This is a genomic window from Guyparkeria sp., assembly GCF_046540515.1.
Taxonomy (GTDB): Bacteria; Pseudomonadota; Gammaproteobacteria; order Halothiobacillales; family Halothiobacillaceae; genus Guyparkeria.
The window spans coordinates 35,731-53,880 of record NZ_JBKHFB010000003.1; the positions used below are offsets into that span (position 1 = coordinate 35,731).

Here is an 18,150-nt window from a genome sequence, read left to right on the forward strand (position 1 = left end):
GACTAAAACGCGTGGAGCAACGATGGAATACCGACGTCTTGGCAACAGTGGCCTCGAGGTAAGCGAAATCTGCCTTGGGACCATGACCTTCGGCGAGCAGAACAGCGAGACCGAGGCCCACCGGCAACTGGATCACGCGGTCGCCTCCGGCATCAATTTCATCGATACCGCCGAGATGTACCCGGTCCCGCCGCGGGCCGAAACCCAGGGGCGAACCGAGCGCTACATCGGTACCTGGCTGCGCAACCAGCCCCGGGACCAGTTGGTCCTCGCCACCAAGATCACCGGGGCCGGCCGCACCAGCCTCAACCACGTCAGGGGCGGACCGCGCGTGACGCGCGAACAGGTGCGACGGGCCATCGACGACAGTCTGCAGCGGTTGCAGACCGACTACGTCGACCTCTACCAGATCCACTGGCCGGATCGTTACGTACCCAAGTTCGGCCAGGTCTACTACGACCCGGAGCGACGCTGGGAAAGCGAACCGATCGACGAGCAGTTGCGAGCGCTGGCCGAGCAGGTCGAGGCGGGGAAGATCCGCTACCTGGGCCTGTCGAACGAGACGCCGTTCGGCGTGATGGCGTTCGTCGAGGCGGCCCGGCGCCATGACCTGCCCGTGGTGACCTCGGTGCAGAATGCCTATCATCTGATGAATCGCAGCTTCGAGACCGGTGGTCTGGCCGAGGTATGCAACGAGCTGGACGTGGCATTGCTGCCCTACAGTCCGCTCGCCTTCGGCCACCTGACCGGCAAGTACGTCGATAACCCCGCTGCTACCGGGCGGATCACGCAGTTCCCGGATTTTGGTCAGCGTTACGAGAAACCCAACGCCGCGGCGGCCACCCGAGCCTACGTGGAGCTGGCGCGCGAACACGGCCTGACGCCTGCGCAGATGGCCATTGCGTTCACCCTGCGGCGGCCCGAGGTGGCGGCGACCATTATCGGTGCCACCAACCTGACTCAACTTGAAGAGAACATTGCCGCCACCGACGTGTCACTCTCGGCGGAGTTGCTCGAGGCGATCGACGCGATCGATGCGCGCTACCCCAATCCCACCGTCTGAAGGGTCCCCATGAGCCCATCCATTCTCGAAGAAATCCGCGCCAATCAACTGTTCCGAGAGGAATGTTTCATCGATGGTCAGTGGGTGGCCACGGACGACGGCGACCGGATCGAGGTCGACAATCCGGCCAATGGACAGACCATCGGTGCCGTCCCAAGACTGGCTGGCGAGCATACCCGGCGGGCGATCGAGGCGGCCGAACGTGCCTGGCCGGCCTGGCGGGAGCAGACCGCCGAGGCGCGTGGGTCGATCCTCTATCGCTGGTACGAGCTGATGCTCGAGCACGAGGAGACGCTGGCGCGGATCATGACGCTCGAGCAGGGCAAGCCCGTGGCCGAATCGGCCGGGGAAATCCGCTATGCCGCCTCGTTTCTCAAGTGGTTCGCCGAGGAGGCCCGCCGTGCCTACGGGCGCACCATCCCCGCGGCGAAGCCCGGTCAGCGGATCGTCGTGCTGCGCCAGCCCATCGGCGTGTGTGCGGCGATCACGCCATGGAACTTTCCCTCGTCGATGATCACCCGCAAGGCCGCCGCTGCGCTGGCCGCCGGCTGCCCCATCGTGGTCAAGCCGGCGAGTGCCACGCCATTCTCGGCGCTGGCACTCGCCGTGCTCGCCGAACGGGCGGGCATGCCCGCCGGGGTCTTCAACGTGCTGACCGGATCGGCTGGCGAGATCGCCGGCGAGATGACGGCAAACCCGACGGTGCGCAAGCTCTCGTTCACCGGCTCGACCGAGGTGGGCAGCCGGCTGATGCGTGAGGCGGCGGGCAACGTGCAGAAGATCTCGCTGGAACTGGGCGGCAACGCCCCTTTCATCGTGTTCGATGACGCCGATCTTGACGCCGCGGTCGAGGGGGCGATCGCCGCCAAGTTCCGCAACACCGGCCAGACCTGCGTCTGTGTCAATCGCTTCTACGTCCAGGACGGCGTGCATGATGCCTTCGTCGAGCGGCTCAGGCGCCGTATCGGCACCCTGCAGCTGGGCGACGGGATGGACCCGGAATCCGACGTGACGCCCCTGATCGACAAGGGGGCTGCCGACAAGGTAATGGCCCAGATCGAGGAGGCGACCGGGCAGGGCGCGCGACTGCTGGCCGGCGGGGGGCGGGACCCGCGTGGCGAGAACTACGTGCTACCCACCCTGTTGACCGAGATCCGCCAGTCCATGCAGGTGATGCAGGAAGAGACCTTCGGTCCACTGGTCGCCGTATCCCGCTTTCGCGACGAGGCCGAGGCGATCGAGATGGCCAACGACACGCCGTTTGGCCTGGCCGCCTACTTCTACAGCGAGAACGTCCACCGGATCTGGCGCGTCGCCGAGGCGATCGAGGCGGGGATGATCGGCATCAACGCGGGGCTGATCTCCAACGCCGCGGCCCCGTTTGGCGGCGTGAAGGCATCCGGCCTCGGCCGGGAAGGCGCCATCGAGGGACTCGACGAGTACCTGGAGACCAAGTACCTGTTGATGGGCTGATCGTGACCGGATGCGGCAATCGGTCGGTTTCGGCGCCTGGAGGTAACGACGACGCCATGATCGGGGGGCGTCAGGCGGTGGCGTCGAAGGTGGCGCCGGCGATGGATGGTTCGGTCGCGCGGCGATAGGTGCCGGTGACACCGTTGGTTTCGCTTGTGTTGCCGTTTTCGGCGGGTTCGTCGTTGGTCGAACCTTTCTCGGCGAGAGCGCGATTGCGTTCGGCGGTCGCCTGGGCGGCGACGGCCAGGTCGGTGGGCGAGGGCTCGGCCGGGGCCAGTGCGGCACGAATCACCCGGGCCATCTTCTCCGCCGTGGCTTGAGGATCCCCGGGTACGGGGGTGGTGTCGATCTGGACATCGCCGCCGATCGCGTAGCGCTTGCCGTCGGGTCCCTGTTGGTAGTCGTATGACCCGCCGCGCACCAGATCGCCGCCGGCAGCACGATGGGCGTTCTCGTGGGCTCGTACTTCCTGGTCGCGCGCCTTGAGCTCGACCAGGGCGCGCTGTTCCTCGGCGGTTGCTCTGCGGTCCGGGGTGGGGGTAGGGGCTACTTGCCCCTCGCTTGCGCGTTGCCCTGGGGTGGACGGTCTCGTGTTGCCCGTTGCATTGGCGCCTGATGCCGGCTCTCCGCCACCCGCGCCGGCTCCGATGGCACGGGACCCCACGTCGGCCACGCCGCCCGGCATAAGGGCCGGGGCGGGAGGCAGGCTGGATAACGAGGCGCCGATCGGTGTCATGAATACGGTTCGGTTGTGGCTGTTTCAATGGGTTATATCCCGTTTCCCTGCTGTCTGCAATGAGACGGTGGCCAAGGCCGGGTGCAGTCGCGACACGGGCAACGACGCTCCCGATCCGGTCATGACCGATCAGGTGCTTAGGAGATCTGCAAGGGCGGATTTGGATTCGGCCGTCGGGGCGACTAGTCTTTTGATGGACGCGACAGGCTCCATCACATATCACGAGGATCAATGACATGGCACAGTCTCCAGAAAAAGACAGCAATGCCGAGCTCGATGCGGTCAAGGCCGATCTGGCCAAACTTCGTGGCGACATGGGTGACCTGCTCAAGGCCTTCAAGGAACAGAACGAGGCGCAGGTACGCTATCGGGCCAATCAGGCGCGAGACGAGGTCAAGGCCGCGTTCGACGAGGGCATGGAAACCTTCAATCGAGGCTACGAGAGGGCACGTGAACGTGGCGAGAAGGGCGTGGAAGAAGCCGAACAGCTCGTCGGGCGTCACCCCCTGACGTCGGTGGTGGCCGCCTTCGGTGTCGGTTTCGTGATTGCCAAGTTGCTCGACGGAGGTCGACGCTGAAAGCCTTGACTGATTATGTCCTCGCCCTGACTCATCTGGTCGAGGCCGAGGGACGATTGTTGCGGCAGCAGGTCGGGCGCGTCGCCGCCGCCGTGGTGCTGCTGGGTGTTGTCGCGCTGTTGGCGCTCGCCGGTATCGGCCTCGCGCTCGCCGCCGTATACCACTGGGTGACGCCGTTCTGGGGGGCGGCCGGCGGTTTTGCGGTTATCGCCGGGCTTTGCTTGACGATGGGTGCAGTCTTCGCCTTCTGGGCATATCGATGGCTACGATGAGCGGCATCGATCGGCTCGAAGCGCACGCACGGTTCGTCGACGCCGGCACTGACACCGGCGCCAGCCAGCGTCGTGAGCTGTCGCCCGTCGACGAAGTGCGGGCTGCCAAGGCGGCGTTGCGGGCATCCGGGCGTCGAGTCTCGATGGAGATCGACATCGTCTGGTTGCCGGTGTCGGTGGGCATCGATCAGCATCCCTGGAAAACCCTCGGGCTTGCCGGCATTGCCGGAGCAACGTTCGGCTGGCTGGACGAGGCGAGCCACGGCGCTGTTTCTCGTTTGCTGTGGCGTGTCGTGCGAACCGGCGTGTCTCGTGGCGGTCTTGGACTGCGTTAACCGCGCAGCCTAGGCCTTTCAACGGCACACGCCGGCTTCCACTTGGGCGGCACACTGGGGAGAGCGCTCATGCCGCGAGATGACGATCGAACGCAGCCGGGGCGGCTGGTGACCATCGGCCAGCCGCCCCGCAACCTGGGTGATCTTCTGCAACGGATTGCCCAAGTGGCCTCGGAGCGGGATGAGGTCTATCTCGGCACGATCATGGATGCTCTGGGCACGCGCTCGTTCGGGCCCGTGCTGTTGCTGATCGGCGTGATCCTGGTCTCTCCCTTAAGCGGACTGCCGGGTATGCCGACCACGATGGGCGTGGGCCTGGTGCTGATCTCGCTGCAACTCGTGATGGGGCGAGACGTGTTCTGGTTGCCGCGCTGGCTGCTCGATCGGCATATCTCGAGTGCTCGACTCCGGCGTGCACTCGCATGGCTGGACCGGCCGGCACGGTTCATCGACTGGTGGCTACGCCCCCGTCTGTCTTTGCTGGCATCGAATGGCGGCGCGTTGCTGATCGCTGCGATCTGCCTGGTGCTCGGTCTCGCCATGCCGGTCATGGAGCTCGTGCCCTTCTCGGCGACGGCGGCGGGCCTGGCCGTGGTCGCGTTCGGCCTGGCACTGGTCGCGCTCGACGGTCTGTTCGTGTTGTTCGGTGTGTTCTACCTGCTGACCGTGGCCAGCCTGGCCGTGGGTGGCCTGACCGCTGCCTGACATAGCGATGGGCCGACTTACGTCGGCTTTCGATCAATCGTCGCGCACGCAATCGATGAAGTAACGCAGCCCTTCTTCGGTGTCCTCGGCCACCAGGCCGTGGACGTCGGTCTCGAAGCCCGGTACCTGCTTGTTGAAGTGCCGAACGAATTTCAGGTACTCGACGATACGCGCATTGAACCGCTCACCGGGGACCAGCAGCGGAATGCCGGGGGGGTAGGGTGTGACCAGCGATGCGGTGATCCGTCCTGCGAGTTCGTCGATCGGCACGCGGTCGATCTGCTTTCTCGCCATCTTCGACCAGGCATCCGCCGGGCGCATGGCTGGCTGAATGTCGGAGAGGTACATCTCCGTGGTCAGCCTGGCGACGTCGTGTTCGCGGTAGACGGCATGGAGCTTCTCGCAGAGGTCGCGCAGCCCGACCCGCTCGTAGCGCGGATGCTTGTTGACGAACTCCGGCATGATCCGCCACAGCGGCTGGTTGCGCTGGTACTCGTCCTTGAACTGCTGTAGCGCGGTCAGGAGCGTGTTCCAGCGGCCCTTGGTGATGCCGATGGTGAACATGATGAAGAAGCTGTAGAGGCCGGCCTTCTCGACGACCACCCCGTGCTCGGCGAGATAGCGGGTGACGATCGCCGCCGGGATGCCCCAGTCGTGGAAGTCGCCGTCGACGTCGAGGCCGGGCGTGATGATGGTCGCCTTGATCGGGTCGAGCATGTTGAACCCGGTCGGCACCTGCCCGAAGCCGTGCCAGCGGTCGTCCTCGTGCAGCATCCAGTCATCGCGCGTGCCGATGCCTTCCTCGGGGATGGTATCCGGCCCCCAGACCTTGAACCACCAGTCGTCACCGTACTCGGCATCCACCTTCTGCATGGCGCGACGGAAGTCCATCGCCTCGAAGATCGACTCCTCGACCAGGGCGGTGCCGCCCGGCGGCTCCATCATCGAGGCGGCCACGTCGCAGGAGGCGATGATCGCGTACTGCGGCGAGGTCGAGGAGTGCATCAAGTAGGCCTCGTTGAACACGTCCTGGTCGAAGCGCTTTTTCTCGCAGTCCTGCACCAGCACCTGGGAGGCCTGCGACAGGCCGGCAAGCAGCTTGTGGGTCGACTGGGTCGAGTAGATCACCGAGTCGTTGCAGCGGCGCCGGTCGGCACCGATGGCGTGGTAATCGCCGTAGAAGTCGTGGAAGGCGGCGTGCGGCAGCCAGGCCTCGTCGAAGTGCAGCACCTCGACGAAGCCGTCGAGCTCGTCCTTGATCTCCTCGACGTTGTAGAGGATGCCGTCGTAGGTCGACTGGGTGATGGTCAGGATCTTGGGCTGCTGATCCTCGGCCTTGCCGGCGAACGGGTGCTCGGCGATCTTCTTCTCGATGTTCTCCCTGGAGAACTCGCTGCGCGGGATCGGTCCGATGATGCCGTAGTGGTTGCGCGTCGGCATCAGGAACACCGGGATCGCCCCGGTGAGGATGATCGAGTGCAGGATCGACTTGTGACAGTTGCGGTCGACGACCACCACGTCCCCGGGGGCGACGTTCGAGTTCCAGACCATGCGGTTGGAAGTCGAGGTGCCGTTGGTGACGAAGAACAGGTGGTCGGCGTTGAAGATGCGCGCGGCGTTCCGCTCCGAGGCGGCCACCGGTCCGGTGTGGTCGAGCAGCTGGCCGAGCTCGTCGACGGCGTTGCAGACGTCGGCGCGCAGCAAGTTCTCGCCGAAGAACTGGTGGAACATCTGGCCGACCGGGCTCTTGAGAAAGGCCACCCCGCCGGAATGCCCCGGACAGTGCCAGGAATACGACCCGTCGGCGGCGTAGCCGGTCAGCGCGCGGAAGAACGGCGGGGCGAGCGAGCTGAGGTAGCTGCGCGCCTCGCGGATGACGTGCCGGGCGACGAACTCGGGCGTGTCCTCGAACATGTGGATGAAGCCGTGCAGCTCCTTCAACACGTCGTTGGGCAGGTGGCGACTGGTGCGAGTCTCGCCGTAGAGGAAGATCGGGATGTCCGCGTTGCGAAAGCGGATCTCCTGGATGAAGTTGCGTAGCTGGACGATGACCTCCAGCGATTCGTCCACCGAGGCGTTGCCACCATGGAATTCCTCGTCATCGATGGAGATGACGAAGGCGGATACCCGGGCCTGTTGCTGCGCGAAGGCGGCGAGGTCGACGTAACTGGTCACCCCGAGCACTTCCTCGCCCTCGGCACGGATCGCGTCGGCCAGAGCACGGATGCCGAGACCGGAGACGTTCTCGGAACGGAAATCCTCGTCGATGATGACGATGGGGAAGCGGAAGATCATGGGAGCGGCAACCTCGGAACCCGCAAATGGCTGATCGGACGACGAAACCGGACGGACCGCCCTGTCAGTCGTCAATGGCAAAACCCGGGGCTGGGACCCCGGGCGGAATAACCTCGAATTCTACACCATACTTCTGTGCTCGACCGAGCTGGAACCCGCGACGGGTGGCCGATCCGGCGGCCGGGAAACATGCAGGATGTCGGTCGAGGTTCTGTGTCGTAAGCTCGGGGCGGAATATCCCGGGGACGATCCCGGCATCATGATGGGGGCGGCATGGCGGAACGACGCGATCAGGTGACCGACTGGCACAGCCTGGACACCGACGAGGCACTGTCACGTGTCGACAGCGGCAAGGATGGGTTGAGCCAGGCCGAGGCGGATCGCCGCTTGGAGTCGCATGGACCGAATCGGCTGCCGGCCGGAAAACGGCGCAGCCCGATTGCGCGTCTTGCCGCCCAGTTCAACAACCTCCTGATCCAGATCCTGATCGGCGCGGCCGTCGTCACCGCGCTGCTCGGTCACTGGATCGACACCTGGGTGATCCTGGGCGTGGTGGTGGTCAATGCGGTGATCGGCTTTGTTCAGGAGGGCAAGGCCGAGCAGGCGCTGGAAGCCATCCGGCACATGCTCTCGCCGCGGGCGTCGGTCACCCGGGACCGGAAGCGGCGCACGTTGCCGGCCGAGGAACTGGTGCCCGGGGACGTGGTGCTGATCGAGCCGGGCGACAAGGTGCCGGCCGACCTGCGGCTATTGCGCGTGCACAACCTGCGTGTCCAGGAAGCGGTGCTGACCGGAGAATCGGTGGCCGTGGAAAAGGCGGTCGAGCCGGTCGCGCCGGATGCCGACCTGGGCAACCGTGTCGGGATGGCCTATTCCGGCACCCTGGTGGCCGGCGGTCAGGGTGTCGGCGTGGTGGTGGCCACGGGGGCGGACACCGAGATCGGCCGTATCAGCGGCATGCTCGCCGAGGTCGAGTCCATCACGACCCCGTTGCTCGAGCAGATGGACCGCTTCGCCCGACTGCTGGCCATGGTCGTCGTCGGCATCTCGGCGGCGGTGTTCGCCTACGGGTTCTGGCTGCAGGGCCGGGAGGCCACCGAGATGTTCATGACGGTGGTGGGTCTCGCCGTGGCGGCGATACCCGAGGGGTTGCCCGCCATCCTGACCGTGACGCTGGCGATAGGCGTCCAGCGCATGGCGGGGCGCAAGGCGATCATCCGCCGCCTGCCCGCTGTGGAGACGCTCGGCTCGGTGTCGGTCATCTGCTCGGACAAGACCGGCACGCTCACACGCAACGAGATGACCCTGCGCACCGTGGTGACGTCGGGAGAAACGTTCACCGCCAGCGGGGCGGGCTACGATCCGCACGGCGGTTTCTCCATCGACGGCGGCGAGGTCGATCCGGAGGGGGTGCCGGTGTTGCGGGAAACCGTGCAGGCCGCCGCGCGGTGCAATGATGCCTCCCTGCGCCGCCACGGGGACGTGTGGCAGGTCGACGGAGACCCGATGGAGGGGGCGCTTCTGGTCGGCGCCATGAAGGCGGGTCTCGACCTCGATCACGAAGACGAGCGACTGCCGCGCACCGACGTCATTCCCTTCGAGACCGAGCATCGGCTGATGGCCACCTTGCACCACGACCACGAGGGGCAGGGCTACATTTTCGTCAAGGGCGCGCCCGAGCGCATTCTCGATCTATGCCGCGAGCAGCGAGACGCGAAAGGTGGAGGCCAGCCGCTCGATCGCCCGTACTGGGAAGGCCGGATCGAGAACATCGCCACCGAGGGCCAAAGGATGCTCGGCATCGCCGTGCGCCGCGTGCCGGCGGAGCATCGCACGTTGAGCTACGATGACCTGGACGACGGCATGGCCTTCCTCGGCCTGCTCGGGCTGATGGATCCGCCGCGAGACGAGGCGATCGTGGCCGTGCACGACTGCCGGACGGCCGGCATCCGGGTCAAGATGATCACCGGAGACCACGCCCGGACGGCTGCCGGGATCGCGCGCCAGCTTGCGCTCGAGAACGTCGACGAGGTCATCACCGGCCACGAGATCGATGGTCTCGACGACGAGGAACTGGCACGCAAGGCGATGACGGTGGATGTCTTCGCCCGGACCACTCCGGAGCACAAGCTCCGCCTGGTGACCGCCCTGCAGGCTCAGGGGCAGGTGGTCGCGATGACCGGCGACGGCGTCAACGATGCGCCGGCACTCAAGCGTGCCGACGTGGGGGTGGCCATGGGCCATGGTGGCACCGAGGTGGCCCGCGAGGCCGCCGAGATGGTGCTGGCCGACGACAACTTCGCCTCGGTCGCTCAAGCGGTGCGCGAGGGTCGCACGGTCTACGACAACCTCAAGAAGGCCATCCTGTTCCTGCTACCCGTCAACGGCGGTGAATCGCTGGCGATCCTGACGGCCGTGCTGGTCGGTCTGACCCTGCCGATCACCCCGTTGCAGATCCTCTGGGTGAACATGGTCAGTAGCGTCGGTCTGGCCATGGCGCTGGCCTTCGAGCCCCCCGCACCGAACGTCATGCGGCGTCCGCCACGGCGGCGCGACGAGCCGATGCTGTCGGCCTTCCTGCTCTGGCGGATCGGATTCGTGTCGACGTTGTTCGTCAGCGGCGTGTTCGGGATCTTCGCCTGGAGCCAGTTCCACGGCTCGACCCTGGAGGAGGCGCGCACCTATGCCGTCAACACCCTGGTGGTGATGGAAGTCTTCTACCTGTTCAGTATCCGTTACCTGGACAGCAGCTCGCTCGGGTTTGCGCGGATCAAGGGCACACCGGCCGTACTGATCGCCGTGGCTGTCGTGGTCGGCCTGCAGTTGCTGTTCACCTATGCTCCGTTCATGGAGCGCCTGTTCGACACGCGGCCGGTCGACTTCATTCACGGGATGGAGATCATCGCTATCGGCGTGACGCTGTTTGCCCTGCTCGAGTTGGAAAAGTGGGTTCGCAGGCGGTTACGTGGAAGGCGTCAGAGTGCCTCAGCCTAGACCGAAGGTCGCATAAGGGCACGAGGATCGGGTACACCGCCGACTTGCGGTTTGATCCAGCGCGTCGTTGGCCGGACGATTTGGTCTCGACAAACCCCGGTTGGAGGCGTGAGGCATACGTTTGTTGAGGGTATCGATGGCGGATTCATGTGATTGTGGTGACGATCGGACAGCCCACCGGGATAGGGAGCCCGAAGGGCTGGTTGGCCTGCTGCAGCTGCTGGCGAACATTCGCGAGCAGGGTGAGTCGGTTCGTCTGGCGACGGTGCTGGACCTGGTCGGCCGCCGATCGTTCGGGCCGATGCTGCTGCTGGCCGGGCTGGTCACGATCGCGCCGGTGATCGGTGACATTCCCGGCGTTCCGACCCTGATCGGCGTGTTCGTCTTTCTGGTCGCCCTGCAACTGATGCTGGGGCGTGAGTATTTCTGGATGCCCGAGTTCCTGCTCGATCGGCGCATTCGGCGGCAAACCCTGCACAAGGTTGTCGTCTGGATGACGCCGACCGCGCGATTCGTCGATCGTTTTCTGCGCCCCCGACTGACCTTTCTCGTCAATGGCGGTGCCCGTTACGGCGTGGCTGTTCTCGCCATGATGGTCGCCATCCTGATGCCACTGATGGAGTTCGTACCGTTCTCGGCGAATATCGCCGGGGCGACGCTGACGGTATTCGGTCTCGCACTGATCTCGAGGGACGGATTGCTGGCGCTGTTCGCCTTTGTCCTGACCGGGGTCAGTTTCGGCGTGGTTGGATGGGCCTTGTTATGAGCTGCTGGCCGAAACCGATGGTGTTTGCCGCTCGAGCAAGGGACGCATGACCATGACGCCGAGCAGGTAGCCTGGCAGGGATGGAGTGACCATTTCATGCGCGCGCAACGACATCCACAGTTTGCCGGTAAGCGGGATGCCCCAGAATAAGGCTCAACTGCGCGGCGGCCGTGAGCAGTGCGCGGCGGCGATGAGTATGCCGAGATTCATCGTCGCTAGCCCCCACTCGTTTACCAAGGCGTCAGAGACACCTTTGACGCTGAACCTGAGCGATGTGCCGAAGATCTGGGCCAGAACGATCAGCGGGGCGGGTCACGGACGAACTGGTTCCAGTCAGCGGTTGGTTGCGGTGGGTTCCGAATGCACGTTCCGCTGGACAACAAAAAACCCCGCACGAGGCGGGGTTTCGCGGTCGACCTGTGGGTCGGTTTAGATCTGGACGTTTACCGCCGCCGGGCCCTTCTGGCCTTGCTCGACCTCGAAGGTGACGGTCTGGCCTTCGGCCAGCGACTTGAAGCCGCCGCCCTGGATGGCGCTGTGATGGACGAATACGTCCTTGGAGCCGTCGCTCGGGGCGATGAAGCCAAAGCCTTTCTCGTCACTGAACCACTTAACGGTGCCTGTAGCCATGATGGATACCTCTGATGCTATGCATGTGCATATTTGGATTGAAAAACGAGGGGGTACTGAAGGACTGCAAAAGCGTCAGAGAACTGCAAATCGTAGCGGGGCAATACAAACTGGATAATTCAATCTGTGGTCCTGCGGGGTTCGAGCCTGGTGCAATTGAGGAGTCCTTGACCGATTCCTCTCGGGACAACGCTGTTTCGTTTTCCCGGAACGCATTATCCCGTGTTCGGCCTGCAAGGCCATAGTTTTTTTGCAGAAATCGTGTGGTTCGCGGTCCATCGTCGAGGCCGGATATGTGTTTTACGCGACGAAGACAACCGGTTTGCGAAAATAAGGTACTTTTGTCGGCATTTTTGCCGACAAAGTTTTTTGTCCCCCGAAGCGCAGTCGCCTCGATTCATCCCGATTGGACCGCAAGTGTTGCCGTTTCGGCACGAATTTCGGCAGACAAGGTGTGGTGTTCGCCCGGTCGAAGCGTATAGCGGTTATCGACGGCGTTCGCCGTTTCGACGCACAACATCTCGCGCCAGGCATGTTCGGACATGTCATCAAGATCCAGAACGCCGGCGGGGCCCGGGTTCCAGACCACCGTGCTGGCGCTCCCGGCCTTTTCGATCGCGATCTGCCGCGAGCCGTCGTCGATCACGGCCTGACCCAGATGCTCGAAAAACACGCGGTCGACGGGTGGACAGATACGCAATGGTCGGGTCTGGATGCCACGACGACCTCCCTGTTGCTTGTCCCAGTAGGACAAGCCTTCCAATCCGTGGACGGTCACGTCGCCTGCGTCCCGGACCCGGAAATAGCTGTGCAGTGCCTCCGAGAGTTCCCAGGTCTCGTCATCTTTGTTCTCCGCGGTCAGATCGAGACGGAGGGTGTCCCCGAGCGTCACGGCAAGTCGAAGGGCAAACTCGCGGGGCCAGATACGGCGCGTGGTCTCGTCCGCGTCCAGTCGCAGGACTGTGCGGGTGGTGTCTGCCTCGACCGTCACGGATTCGATCTCCCAGGGCAGGCGCCGAGCGAAGCCGTGCGCTTTCTGCCCGGGATCGCTCGGGTGGGCCCCGAACCATGGCCAGCAGATCGGAATCCCGCCGCGCACCGGATGCACTCCATCGAAATGGGCCGTGTCGCTGACCCATATCACTTCCTGTTCTCCGTCAGGGAGGTAACTGAGCACGGTCGCCCCCATCGGGGTGATGGAGGCACTGCCGTGCGAGTTGGTCAGCTCCATCACGACGATCCGATCACACCGATGAAAGCGGACCCCGGGCAGGGCGAAGCGGTCGCGCAGGGTTTCGATCATGTGAAGTTTCCATGACATTGAGGAAAGTTATCTTGACTGGGATCGATTTTGGACGATGCTCGTGGTGGTTCGATCATAACGACAACCCGACGGGAGACTGCGAGATGAGTAACGGAATGACCGAGGCAATGCACGATTTCCAGACCGGCATGGGCATGATGAAGGCCGAGGCCGGCGAGACCATGCAGGCGTTCAGCGGCTTCATGGAGAAGGTGCTGGAAGATGACGTACTCGACACCAAGACCAAGGAACTGATCGCCCTGGGTATGGCGATCACCGCGCGGTGCAAGTATTGCATCGGCATTCACGTGCAAAAGGTGCTCAAGGCCGGCGGAACCCATGCCGAGATCATCGAGGTATGCAAGGTCGCCATTCTCATGGGTGGTGGCCCGGCCATGACCTACATCGCCGAAGTGCACAATGCCCTGGAGGCTTTCGAGAAAGGCTAGGGAATCTTCCCTAGTCGGCCACCACTCGATCACGCCCCTGCTGCTTGGCCGCGTAGAGTCGCTGGTCGGCCAGATGTACCGTTTGTGCGGGTGTTGCATCCTCTGCCAGGGCGGCGACGCCGAAACTCGCGGTCACGCGTTGCACGTCTGGGAAATCGGTCTCGCGAATCAATCGCCGCAGTTTCTCGGCCAGCGCCCTGGCCGCTGGCACGTCGGTATCCGGGGTGACCAGCATGAACTCCTCGCCGCCCCAGCGTGCCACATGGTCCGTGGCGCGCACGTGCTCGCTTATCAGTCGGGCGAACCGGGTGAGTACGGCATCGCCGCAGGGATGGCCGCACTCGTCGTTGATCTGCTTGAAGTGATCGATGTCGATCATGATCAGGGCCGCTGGGTGGCCGTAACGCTGCACCCGTTCGTGCTCGTGCGCGAGGATCTTCTCGAAATGCATGCGGTTGATCAGCCCGGTCAGCATGTCGGTGGTGGCAAGACGCTTTAGCTCGTTTTCCGTGCGAACCCGGTCGGTGATGTCCTTGCCGATCGAGACATAGCCAGTCAGATGTCCGTGGTCGTCCTTGACGGGCGTGATGGTCTCCTCGATGTGGACCAGCTGGCCGTTCTTGCGCTTGTCGATGAAGGTGTCACGAAAGATCTCGCCACGCTCGAGGGTGTCCCACAGTCGCTGGTAGAAGCCGCGATCGTGGATGCCCGACTGCAGGATGCTGGGATTCTTGCCGCGCACCTCCTGCCGGCTATAGCCGGTATGCTCCTCGAAGGCGCGGTTGACGTCGAGGATGCGGTTTTCGCGGTCGGTGATCACGACGTTGTCGCTACTGGCGTCGAGGGCGTAGACCAGCATTTCCCGACGCTCATGCTCACGGGTTTCGAGCGTGATGTCGCGCTGAATGGACACGAAATGAGTGACACGGCCGGCTTCGTCACGTACTGGTGAAATGCTCCATTCGACGTCGTAGGCGCTGCCGTCCTTGCGATAGTTGACCGTCTGCGCCGCGAAGCGCTCGCCGGCGCTCAACGCCGCCCGCAGTCGAGCGAGCATCGGTCGGTGGGTCGCCTCGCCCTGGAAGAGGCGCGGCGTCTCGCCAAGAACCTCGTCGAGTCGATAACCGGTCATGGCGAGGAAGGCCGGGTTGGCGTAAACGATCTCGGGGCCCGGGCGATCGAGTTCGGCGGTCGTGATGATTACCGCATCGAACGACTGTTCCACGGCGGCCTGGAGCAGTCTCAAGTCCTCGTTATCGAGCATGGTGGCCCTTGGTTCAGCGTGTGGGGATGGGCGGGAGCGCCGGTAGTGATCGCGCAGACGGGCATCGGCGGGCTGCCGTGGCTAATCGCCTACGCCAACCGATGAATGGTAGGAAACCTCGTCTCGGATTGCCACTGCCGTATGACGTCATGTTCGTCCCGGCGAGTCAGTCGTACCGGATATCGACGATTTCCCACGCCAGGGGGCCGCGGTCCTCGCCGGCGGGCAGTCGAACGACGTCGCCGGCGCGCCGGCCGATCAGCTTGCGAGCGACCGGCGAGTCGATGCTGATCCAGCCCCGGGAGGGATCGATCTCGTCCGGTCCGACCAGGCGCAGCGTGCGTTCCAGCGCATGCGCCTCGCACTCCATCTCGACGAAGGCGGCGAAGTAGACCTTGTCGGTGTCGTCCGGGGCGCGGTCGACCACCTTGAGGTTCGGCAGGCGTTTCTGCAGGTAACGGATGCGCCGGTCGATCTCGCGCAGGCGTTTCTTGCCGTAGATGTACTCCGCGTTTTCCGATCGATCCCCCAGCGCGGCGGCCTCGGAGACCGCCTGGACCGTCTCGCGGCGTTCGACGCGCCAGAGGCGATCCAGCTCGGCCTCGAGGGCCTTGAATCCGGGCCGGGTGATGACAGCTGTACTCATCGCTCTCCGGCGGTCGGTGTCTTCTCCAGGGTCTTCTGGATGGCGCTGACCGCGTGGGCGAGATCGCGCAGACGGGTGTCCTTGAGCTCGCCGCCGGCGGCCCCGGGGTGACCGCCACCACCGAAGTAGCGCGCCGAAATCTCGCCGGCGTTGACGCCGGGATTGGCGCGCAGCGATAGCCGGCCGTTGCCGCGGATGCCCATCGCCATGTCGATCTGGCCGCGGACTTCCATCATGTCCATGATCACGCCGCGCCAGACGTCGTGCGGCCAGTTGAAGAACACGCCCGTGCGCACGCCGTCGATCTCCACCACCGGGACGAAATCCTCGTCGAGTACCGAGGCCGACAGCATGTGGAACTTGTCGTTGAGCGGCAGGTTCTCGTCGTTGAAGATGCGTTTTTCCACTCGTCCCTTGAGAAAGCCCTTGCGCACGTCGAACAGCTGGCGCTCGAAGGCCTCGAGCGTCTCGCCCGACTCGTGCGAACGGAAGAATGCCTCCATCACGTGGAAGCGATAGGCGCGTTTCAGGTCCTTGAGCGGCGGGGCGAGGTGGTCGTCCTGCATCACCAGGCCGATCAGGTAGATGGCCCGACGGAAATCGTCGTGGTCGCGCAGCCAGCGGTCGCCCACGTCGATGAACTCGGCGCGCTGGCGCATCAGTTCGCGCCTGGTGTCGTCGAGCTGGTCGGCGACGGCCTCGAACGTCAGCAGGCTCGCGCAGCGGTCGGTGTCGAGGTAATACCAGTCGAAGACCTCGGCGCAATCGGCGCCGGTCGCGTGATGATCGAGCAGTTGCAGCTCGACCGGGACCTTCATCTTGCCGATGCGCTTGTCCAGCGCCTTGGCCTGATCGAGGGTCAGGTTGAGATCCGTGATCAGCAGGCCGGCCGGTTCACCGGCCTTGATGATGCGCGCGACGATGTCGTCGATGGCGTTGTTGATGTCGCGGTAATCGGCATTGAAGAAATGGCAGCGCTGGTCGGTCTGGTCGACCATGTACTGCGCGCCGTAACCGTCGAGGTCGGTGTGCGACAGGTGGTACAGCCAGCCTTCGGGACGGATGATGGTCGGTGTGCTCATGGATGCTCGCTGACAGCGGCCGCCAAGGGCGGCGGCCGTGAATGAAAAGGTAGCCTCAAGCTATTGATTGAACGGGAAAATGCAAGTGCTTCCCGTCGGTGTGCTCTTGGCTGTTTCTTACTGGCGGCGCCAGGTGGTGCCCTGCGCGCCATCCTCGAGGGTGATGCCGTTGTCGAGCAACAGGTCGCGGATGCGATCGGATTCCTCGAAGTTGCGCGCCGCGCGGGCTTCGGCACGCTGGGCGATCAGCTGGTTGATCTCGGCGTCGTCGAGGGTGTCCTCGTGCTGGCCCGCCGCACTCCAGTGGAGGAAGGCGTCCGGGTCGAGCTGGCCGAGATTGAGGACCGCGCCCATCGCGTTGATGGCGGCGGCGTGCGGTGCGGCGGCCTCCTTGTCGTCCTCGCCGATCTTGTGGACCAGACCGAGCTGCTCGTGGATCAGGGCGATGGCCTTCGGGGTGTTGAAATCGTCGTCCATGGCGGCGTGGAAGGTGTCCATGACCTCGGGGAGCGGTTCGGCGTTGGCCGGTACCTTCTTCAAGGCGCTGTACCAGCGCGACAGGCTCGCCTGGGCGGCGTCGAGGTGCTGGTCGGAGTAGTTGAGCGGGCTACGGTAGTGCGACGAGAGGATGAACAGGCGCACCACCTCGGGGTGATACCGCTGGGTGACCTCCTCGATGGTGAAGAAATTGCCCAGCGACTTGGACATCTTCTCGTCGTCGACCCGCACGAAACCGTTGTGCATCCAGTAGTTGACGAAGTGACAGCCGGTGGCGCACTCGCTCTGGGCGATCTCGTTCTCGTGGTGCGGGAACATCAGGTCCGCGCCGCCGCCGTGGATGTCGAAGGTGGTGCCCAGCGCCTCGGTGGACATGGCCGAGCACTCGATGTGCCAGCCGGGGCGGCCCGGGCCGAAGGGCGCGTCCCATTGAGGCTCGCCGGGCCTGGCGTGCTTCCAGAGCACGAAGTCCAGCGGGTCGTCCTTGGCCTCGTCCACCGCCACGCGGGCCCCGGCACGCAGGTCGTCGGGGTCGCGCCCGGAGAGCACGCCGTAGCGCTCGAAGGTCGAGACGTCGAAGTAGACGTCGCCGTTGTCCGCCCGGTAGGCGTTGCCGCGCTCGATCAGCGTCTCGATCATCGCGATCATCTCGCCGACGTTCTCGGTCGCCCGTGGCTCGGCGCTCGGCGGCAGGCAGCCCAGCGCCTCGGCGTCGCGGTGCATCAGGTCGATGAAGCGCTCGGTGAGCGACTCGATGCTCTCGGCGTTCTCCGCGGCGCGGGCGATGATCTTGTCGTCGATGTCGGTGATGTTGCGCACGTAGTTGACGTCGAATCCGCGCTCCTTGAGGTAGCGCACCACCATGTCGAAGACGACCAGCACCCGGGCATGCCCGATGTGACAGCGATCGTAGACCGTCATCCCGCAGACGTAGATGCCGACATGGCCGGGTCGGATCGGGTTGAACTCGCGCTTGGCGCGGGCGGCGCTGTCATAGATTGTGAGCATGTTGGCTACGATTCCGGGTCGAAGGTCGGGAAGGAAACTCTGCACGAATGCCA

17 protein-coding genes are annotated in these 18,150 nt (G+C 64.5%); 9 read left to right on the plus strand and 8 right to left on the minus strand.

All coding sequences use genetic code 11. The annotated features are described in order from the left end of the window. The first annotated feature begins 22 nt into the window (after nucleotides 1–22). Together ACLFRM_RS00740 and ACLFRM_RS00745 are read left to right on the plus strand one after the other, a co-directional pair. On the plus strand, nucleotides 23–1,063 hold the full coding sequence (locus tag ACLFRM_RS00740; RefSeq protein ID WP_410753672.1) for an aldo/keto reductase: 1,041 nt from the start codon (nucleotides 23–25) through the stop codon (nucleotides 1,061–1,063). A gap of 9 nt (nucleotides 1,064–1,072) precedes the next feature. After that, complete coding sequence (locus tag ACLFRM_RS00745) at nucleotides 1,073–2,536, plus strand: NAD-dependent succinate-semialdehyde dehydrogenase (RefSeq protein ID WP_410753674.1); 1,464 nt, start codon at nucleotides 1,073–1,075, stop codon at nucleotides 2,534–2,536. Between the two features lie 70 nt (nucleotides 2,537–2,606). Here ACLFRM_RS00745 and ACLFRM_RS00750 read toward each other — a convergent pair whose 3' ends face one another. Next, a complete protein-coding gene (locus tag ACLFRM_RS00750; RefSeq protein ID WP_410753675.1) occupies nucleotides 2,607–3,272 on the minus strand; it encodes a putative metalloprotease CJM1_0395 family protein in 666 nt (221 codons plus the stop codon). A gap of 236 nt (nucleotides 3,273–3,508) precedes the next feature. On the opposite strand from ACLFRM_RS00750, the gene ACLFRM_RS00755 reads away from it, so the two are divergent. From ACLFRM_RS00755 to ACLFRM_RS00770, 4 genes are all read left to right on the plus strand, one after another. Then, nucleotides 3,509–3,850: a YqjD family protein gene (locus ACLFRM_RS00755; RefSeq protein WP_410753676.1), complete on the plus strand. Its 342-nt coding sequence runs from the start codon at nucleotides 3,509–3,511 to the stop codon at nucleotides 3,848–3,850. Between the two features lie 5 nt (nucleotides 3,851–3,855). Beyond that, nucleotides 3,856–4,122, plus strand: a complete 267-nt coding sequence (locus tag ACLFRM_RS00760; protein WP_410753678.1) for a hypothetical protein — start codon at nucleotides 3,856–3,858, stop codon at nucleotides 4,120–4,122. Continuing rightward, the gene (locus tag ACLFRM_RS00765) at nucleotides 4,119–4,457 is read left to right on the plus strand and encodes a hypothetical protein (RefSeq protein WP_410753679.1); all 339 of its coding nucleotides are present in this window, start codon (nucleotides 4,119–4,121) and stop codon (nucleotides 4,455–4,457) included. The genes ACLFRM_RS00760 and ACLFRM_RS00765 overlap by 4 nt, the downstream gene beginning before the upstream one ends. Nucleotides 4,458–4,526: 69 nt before the next feature. Continuing rightward, nucleotides 4,527–5,162 (plus strand): exopolysaccharide biosynthesis protein, encoded by a 636-nt coding sequence (locus ACLFRM_RS00770; protein ID WP_410753680.1) that lies wholly within the window; start codon nucleotides 4,527–4,529, stop codon nucleotides 5,160–5,162. Between the two features lie 33 nt (nucleotides 5,163–5,195). On the opposite strand, the gene ACLFRM_RS00775 is transcribed toward ACLFRM_RS00770, so the two are convergent. After that, complete coding sequence (locus tag ACLFRM_RS00775) at nucleotides 5,196–7,457, minus strand: Orn/Lys/Arg decarboxylase N-terminal domain-containing protein (RefSeq protein WP_410753681.1); 2,262 nt, start codon at nucleotides 7,455–7,457, stop codon at nucleotides 5,196–5,198. A 273-nt stretch (nucleotides 7,458–7,730) separates the two neighbouring features. Here ACLFRM_RS00775 and ACLFRM_RS00780 point away from each other — a divergent pair, with 273 nt between their 5' ends. Both ACLFRM_RS00780 and ACLFRM_RS00785 read left to right on the plus strand, forming a co-directional pair. Next, nucleotides 7,731–10,451, plus strand: a complete 2,721-nt coding sequence (locus tag ACLFRM_RS00780) for a cation-transporting P-type ATPase (RefSeq protein WP_410753682.1) — start codon at nucleotides 7,731–7,733, stop codon at nucleotides 10,449–10,451. A 136-nt stretch (nucleotides 10,452–10,587) separates the two neighbouring features. Next, entirely contained in the window at nucleotides 10,588–11,217 is a 630-nt protein-coding gene (locus tag ACLFRM_RS00785) for an exopolysaccharide biosynthesis protein (RefSeq protein ID WP_410753683.1), read from the plus strand. Between the two features lie 429 nt (nucleotides 11,218–11,646). Here the strand turns inward: ACLFRM_RS00785 and ACLFRM_RS00790 are convergent, their stop codons facing one another. Both ACLFRM_RS00790 and ACLFRM_RS00795 read right to left on the minus strand, forming a co-directional pair. Then, nucleotides 11,647–11,847, minus strand: a complete 201-nt coding sequence (locus ACLFRM_RS00790) for a cold-shock protein (protein WP_125198616.1) — start codon at nucleotides 11,845–11,847, stop codon at nucleotides 11,647–11,649. Nucleotides 11,848–12,244: 397 nt separating this feature from the next. Then, nucleotides 12,245–13,150, minus strand: a complete 906-nt coding sequence (locus tag ACLFRM_RS00795) for a D-hexose-6-phosphate mutarotase (protein ID WP_410753684.1) — start codon at nucleotides 13,148–13,150, stop codon at nucleotides 12,245–12,247. Between the two features lie 104 nt (nucleotides 13,151–13,254). Here ACLFRM_RS00795 and ACLFRM_RS00800 point away from each other — a divergent pair, with 104 nt between their 5' ends. Beyond that, complete coding sequence (locus ACLFRM_RS00800) at nucleotides 13,255–13,599, plus strand: carboxymuconolactone decarboxylase family protein (RefSeq protein ID WP_410753685.1); 345 nt, start codon at nucleotides 13,255–13,257, stop codon at nucleotides 13,597–13,599. 10 nt (nucleotides 13,600–13,609) lie between these two features. Here ACLFRM_RS00800 and ACLFRM_RS00805 read toward each other — a convergent pair whose 3' ends face one another. The 4 genes from ACLFRM_RS00805 to cysS all read right to left on the minus strand — a co-directional run bounded on the left by ACLFRM_RS00805 (nucleotide 13,610) and on the right by cysS (nucleotide 18,097). Then, complete coding sequence (locus ACLFRM_RS00805; RefSeq protein ID WP_410753687.1) at nucleotides 13,610–14,863, minus strand: diguanylate cyclase; 1,254 nt, start codon at nucleotides 14,861–14,863, stop codon at nucleotides 13,610–13,612. A 166-nt stretch (nucleotides 14,864–15,029) separates the two neighbouring features. Next, on the minus strand, nucleotides 15,030–15,509 hold the full coding sequence (gene greB, locus ACLFRM_RS00810) for a transcription elongation factor GreB (protein ID WP_410753688.1): 480 nt from the start codon (nucleotides 15,507–15,509) through the stop codon (nucleotides 15,030–15,032). After that, a complete protein-coding gene (locus ACLFRM_RS00815; protein WP_410753689.1) occupies nucleotides 15,506–16,591 on the minus strand; it encodes a DHHA1 domain-containing protein in 1,086 nt (361 codons plus the stop codon). Before ACLFRM_RS00815 ends, greB begins: the two co-directional genes overlap by 4 nt. Before the next feature lie 117 nt (nucleotides 16,592–16,708). Beyond that, nucleotides 16,709–18,097: a cysteine--tRNA ligase gene (cysS, locus tag ACLFRM_RS00820; RefSeq protein ID WP_410753690.1), complete on the minus strand. Its 1,389-nt coding sequence runs from the start codon at nucleotides 18,095–18,097 to the stop codon at nucleotides 16,709–16,711. Between the last annotated feature and the right edge of the window lie 53 nt (nucleotides 18,098–18,150).

Excerpts from the sequence above, each read along its gene's own strand:
- greB (WP_410753688.1), bottom strand. The coding sequence starts at position 15,509 with ATGAGTACAGCTGTCATCACCCGGCCCGGATTCAAGGCCCTCGAGGCC.
- ACLFRM_RS00750 (WP_410753675.1), bottom strand. The coding sequence starts at position 3,272 with ATGACACCGATCGGCGCCTCGTTATCCAGCCTGCCTCCCGCCCCGGCC.
- ACLFRM_RS00805 (WP_410753687.1), bottom strand. The coding sequence starts at position 14,863 with ATGCTCGATAACGAGGACTTGAGACTGCTCCAGGCCGCCGTGGAACAG.
- ACLFRM_RS00815 (WP_410753689.1), bottom strand. The coding sequence starts at position 16,591 with ATGAGCACACCGACCATCATCCGTCCCGAAGGCTGGCTGTACCACCTG.
- ACLFRM_RS00785 (WP_410753683.1), top strand. The coding sequence starts at position 10,588 with ATGGCGGATTCATGTGATTGTGGTGACGATCGGACAGCCCACCGGGAT.
- ACLFRM_RS00800 (WP_410753685.1), top strand. The coding sequence starts at position 13,255 with ATGAGTAACGGAATGACCGAGGCAATGCACGATTTCCAGACCGGCATG.
- ACLFRM_RS00790 (WP_125198616.1), bottom strand. The coding sequence starts at position 11,847 with ATGGCTACAGGCACCGTTAAGTGGTTCAGTGACGAGAAAGGCTTTGGC.
- ACLFRM_RS00770 (WP_410753680.1), top strand. The coding sequence starts at position 4,527 with ATGCCGCGAGATGACGATCGAACGCAGCCGGGGCGGCTGGTGACCATC.
- ACLFRM_RS00775 (WP_410753681.1), bottom strand. The coding sequence starts at position 7,457 with ATGATCTTCCGCTTCCCCATCGTCATCATCGACGAGGATTTCCGTTCC.
- ACLFRM_RS00795 (WP_410753684.1), bottom strand. The coding sequence starts at position 13,150 with ATGATCGAAACCCTGCGCGACCGCTTCGCCCTGCCCGGGGTCCGCTTT.
- cysS (WP_410753690.1), bottom strand. The coding sequence starts at position 18,097 with ATGCTCACAATCTATGACAGCGCCGCCCGCGCCAAGCGCGAGTTCAAC.
- ACLFRM_RS00765 (WP_410753679.1), top strand. The coding sequence starts at position 4,119 with ATGAGCGGCATCGATCGGCTCGAAGCGCACGCACGGTTCGTCGACGCC.
- ACLFRM_RS00740 (WP_410753672.1), top strand. The coding sequence starts at position 23 with ATGGAATACCGACGTCTTGGCAACAGTGGCCTCGAGGTAAGCGAAATC.
- ACLFRM_RS00780 (WP_410753682.1), top strand. The coding sequence starts at position 7,731 with ATGGCGGAACGACGCGATCAGGTGACCGACTGGCACAGCCTGGACACC.
- ACLFRM_RS00755 (WP_410753676.1), top strand. The coding sequence starts at position 3,509 with ATGGCACAGTCTCCAGAAAAAGACAGCAATGCCGAGCTCGATGCGGTC.
- ACLFRM_RS00745 (WP_410753674.1), top strand. The coding sequence starts at position 1,073 with ATGAGCCCATCCATTCTCGAAGAAATCCGCGCCAATCAACTGTTCCGA.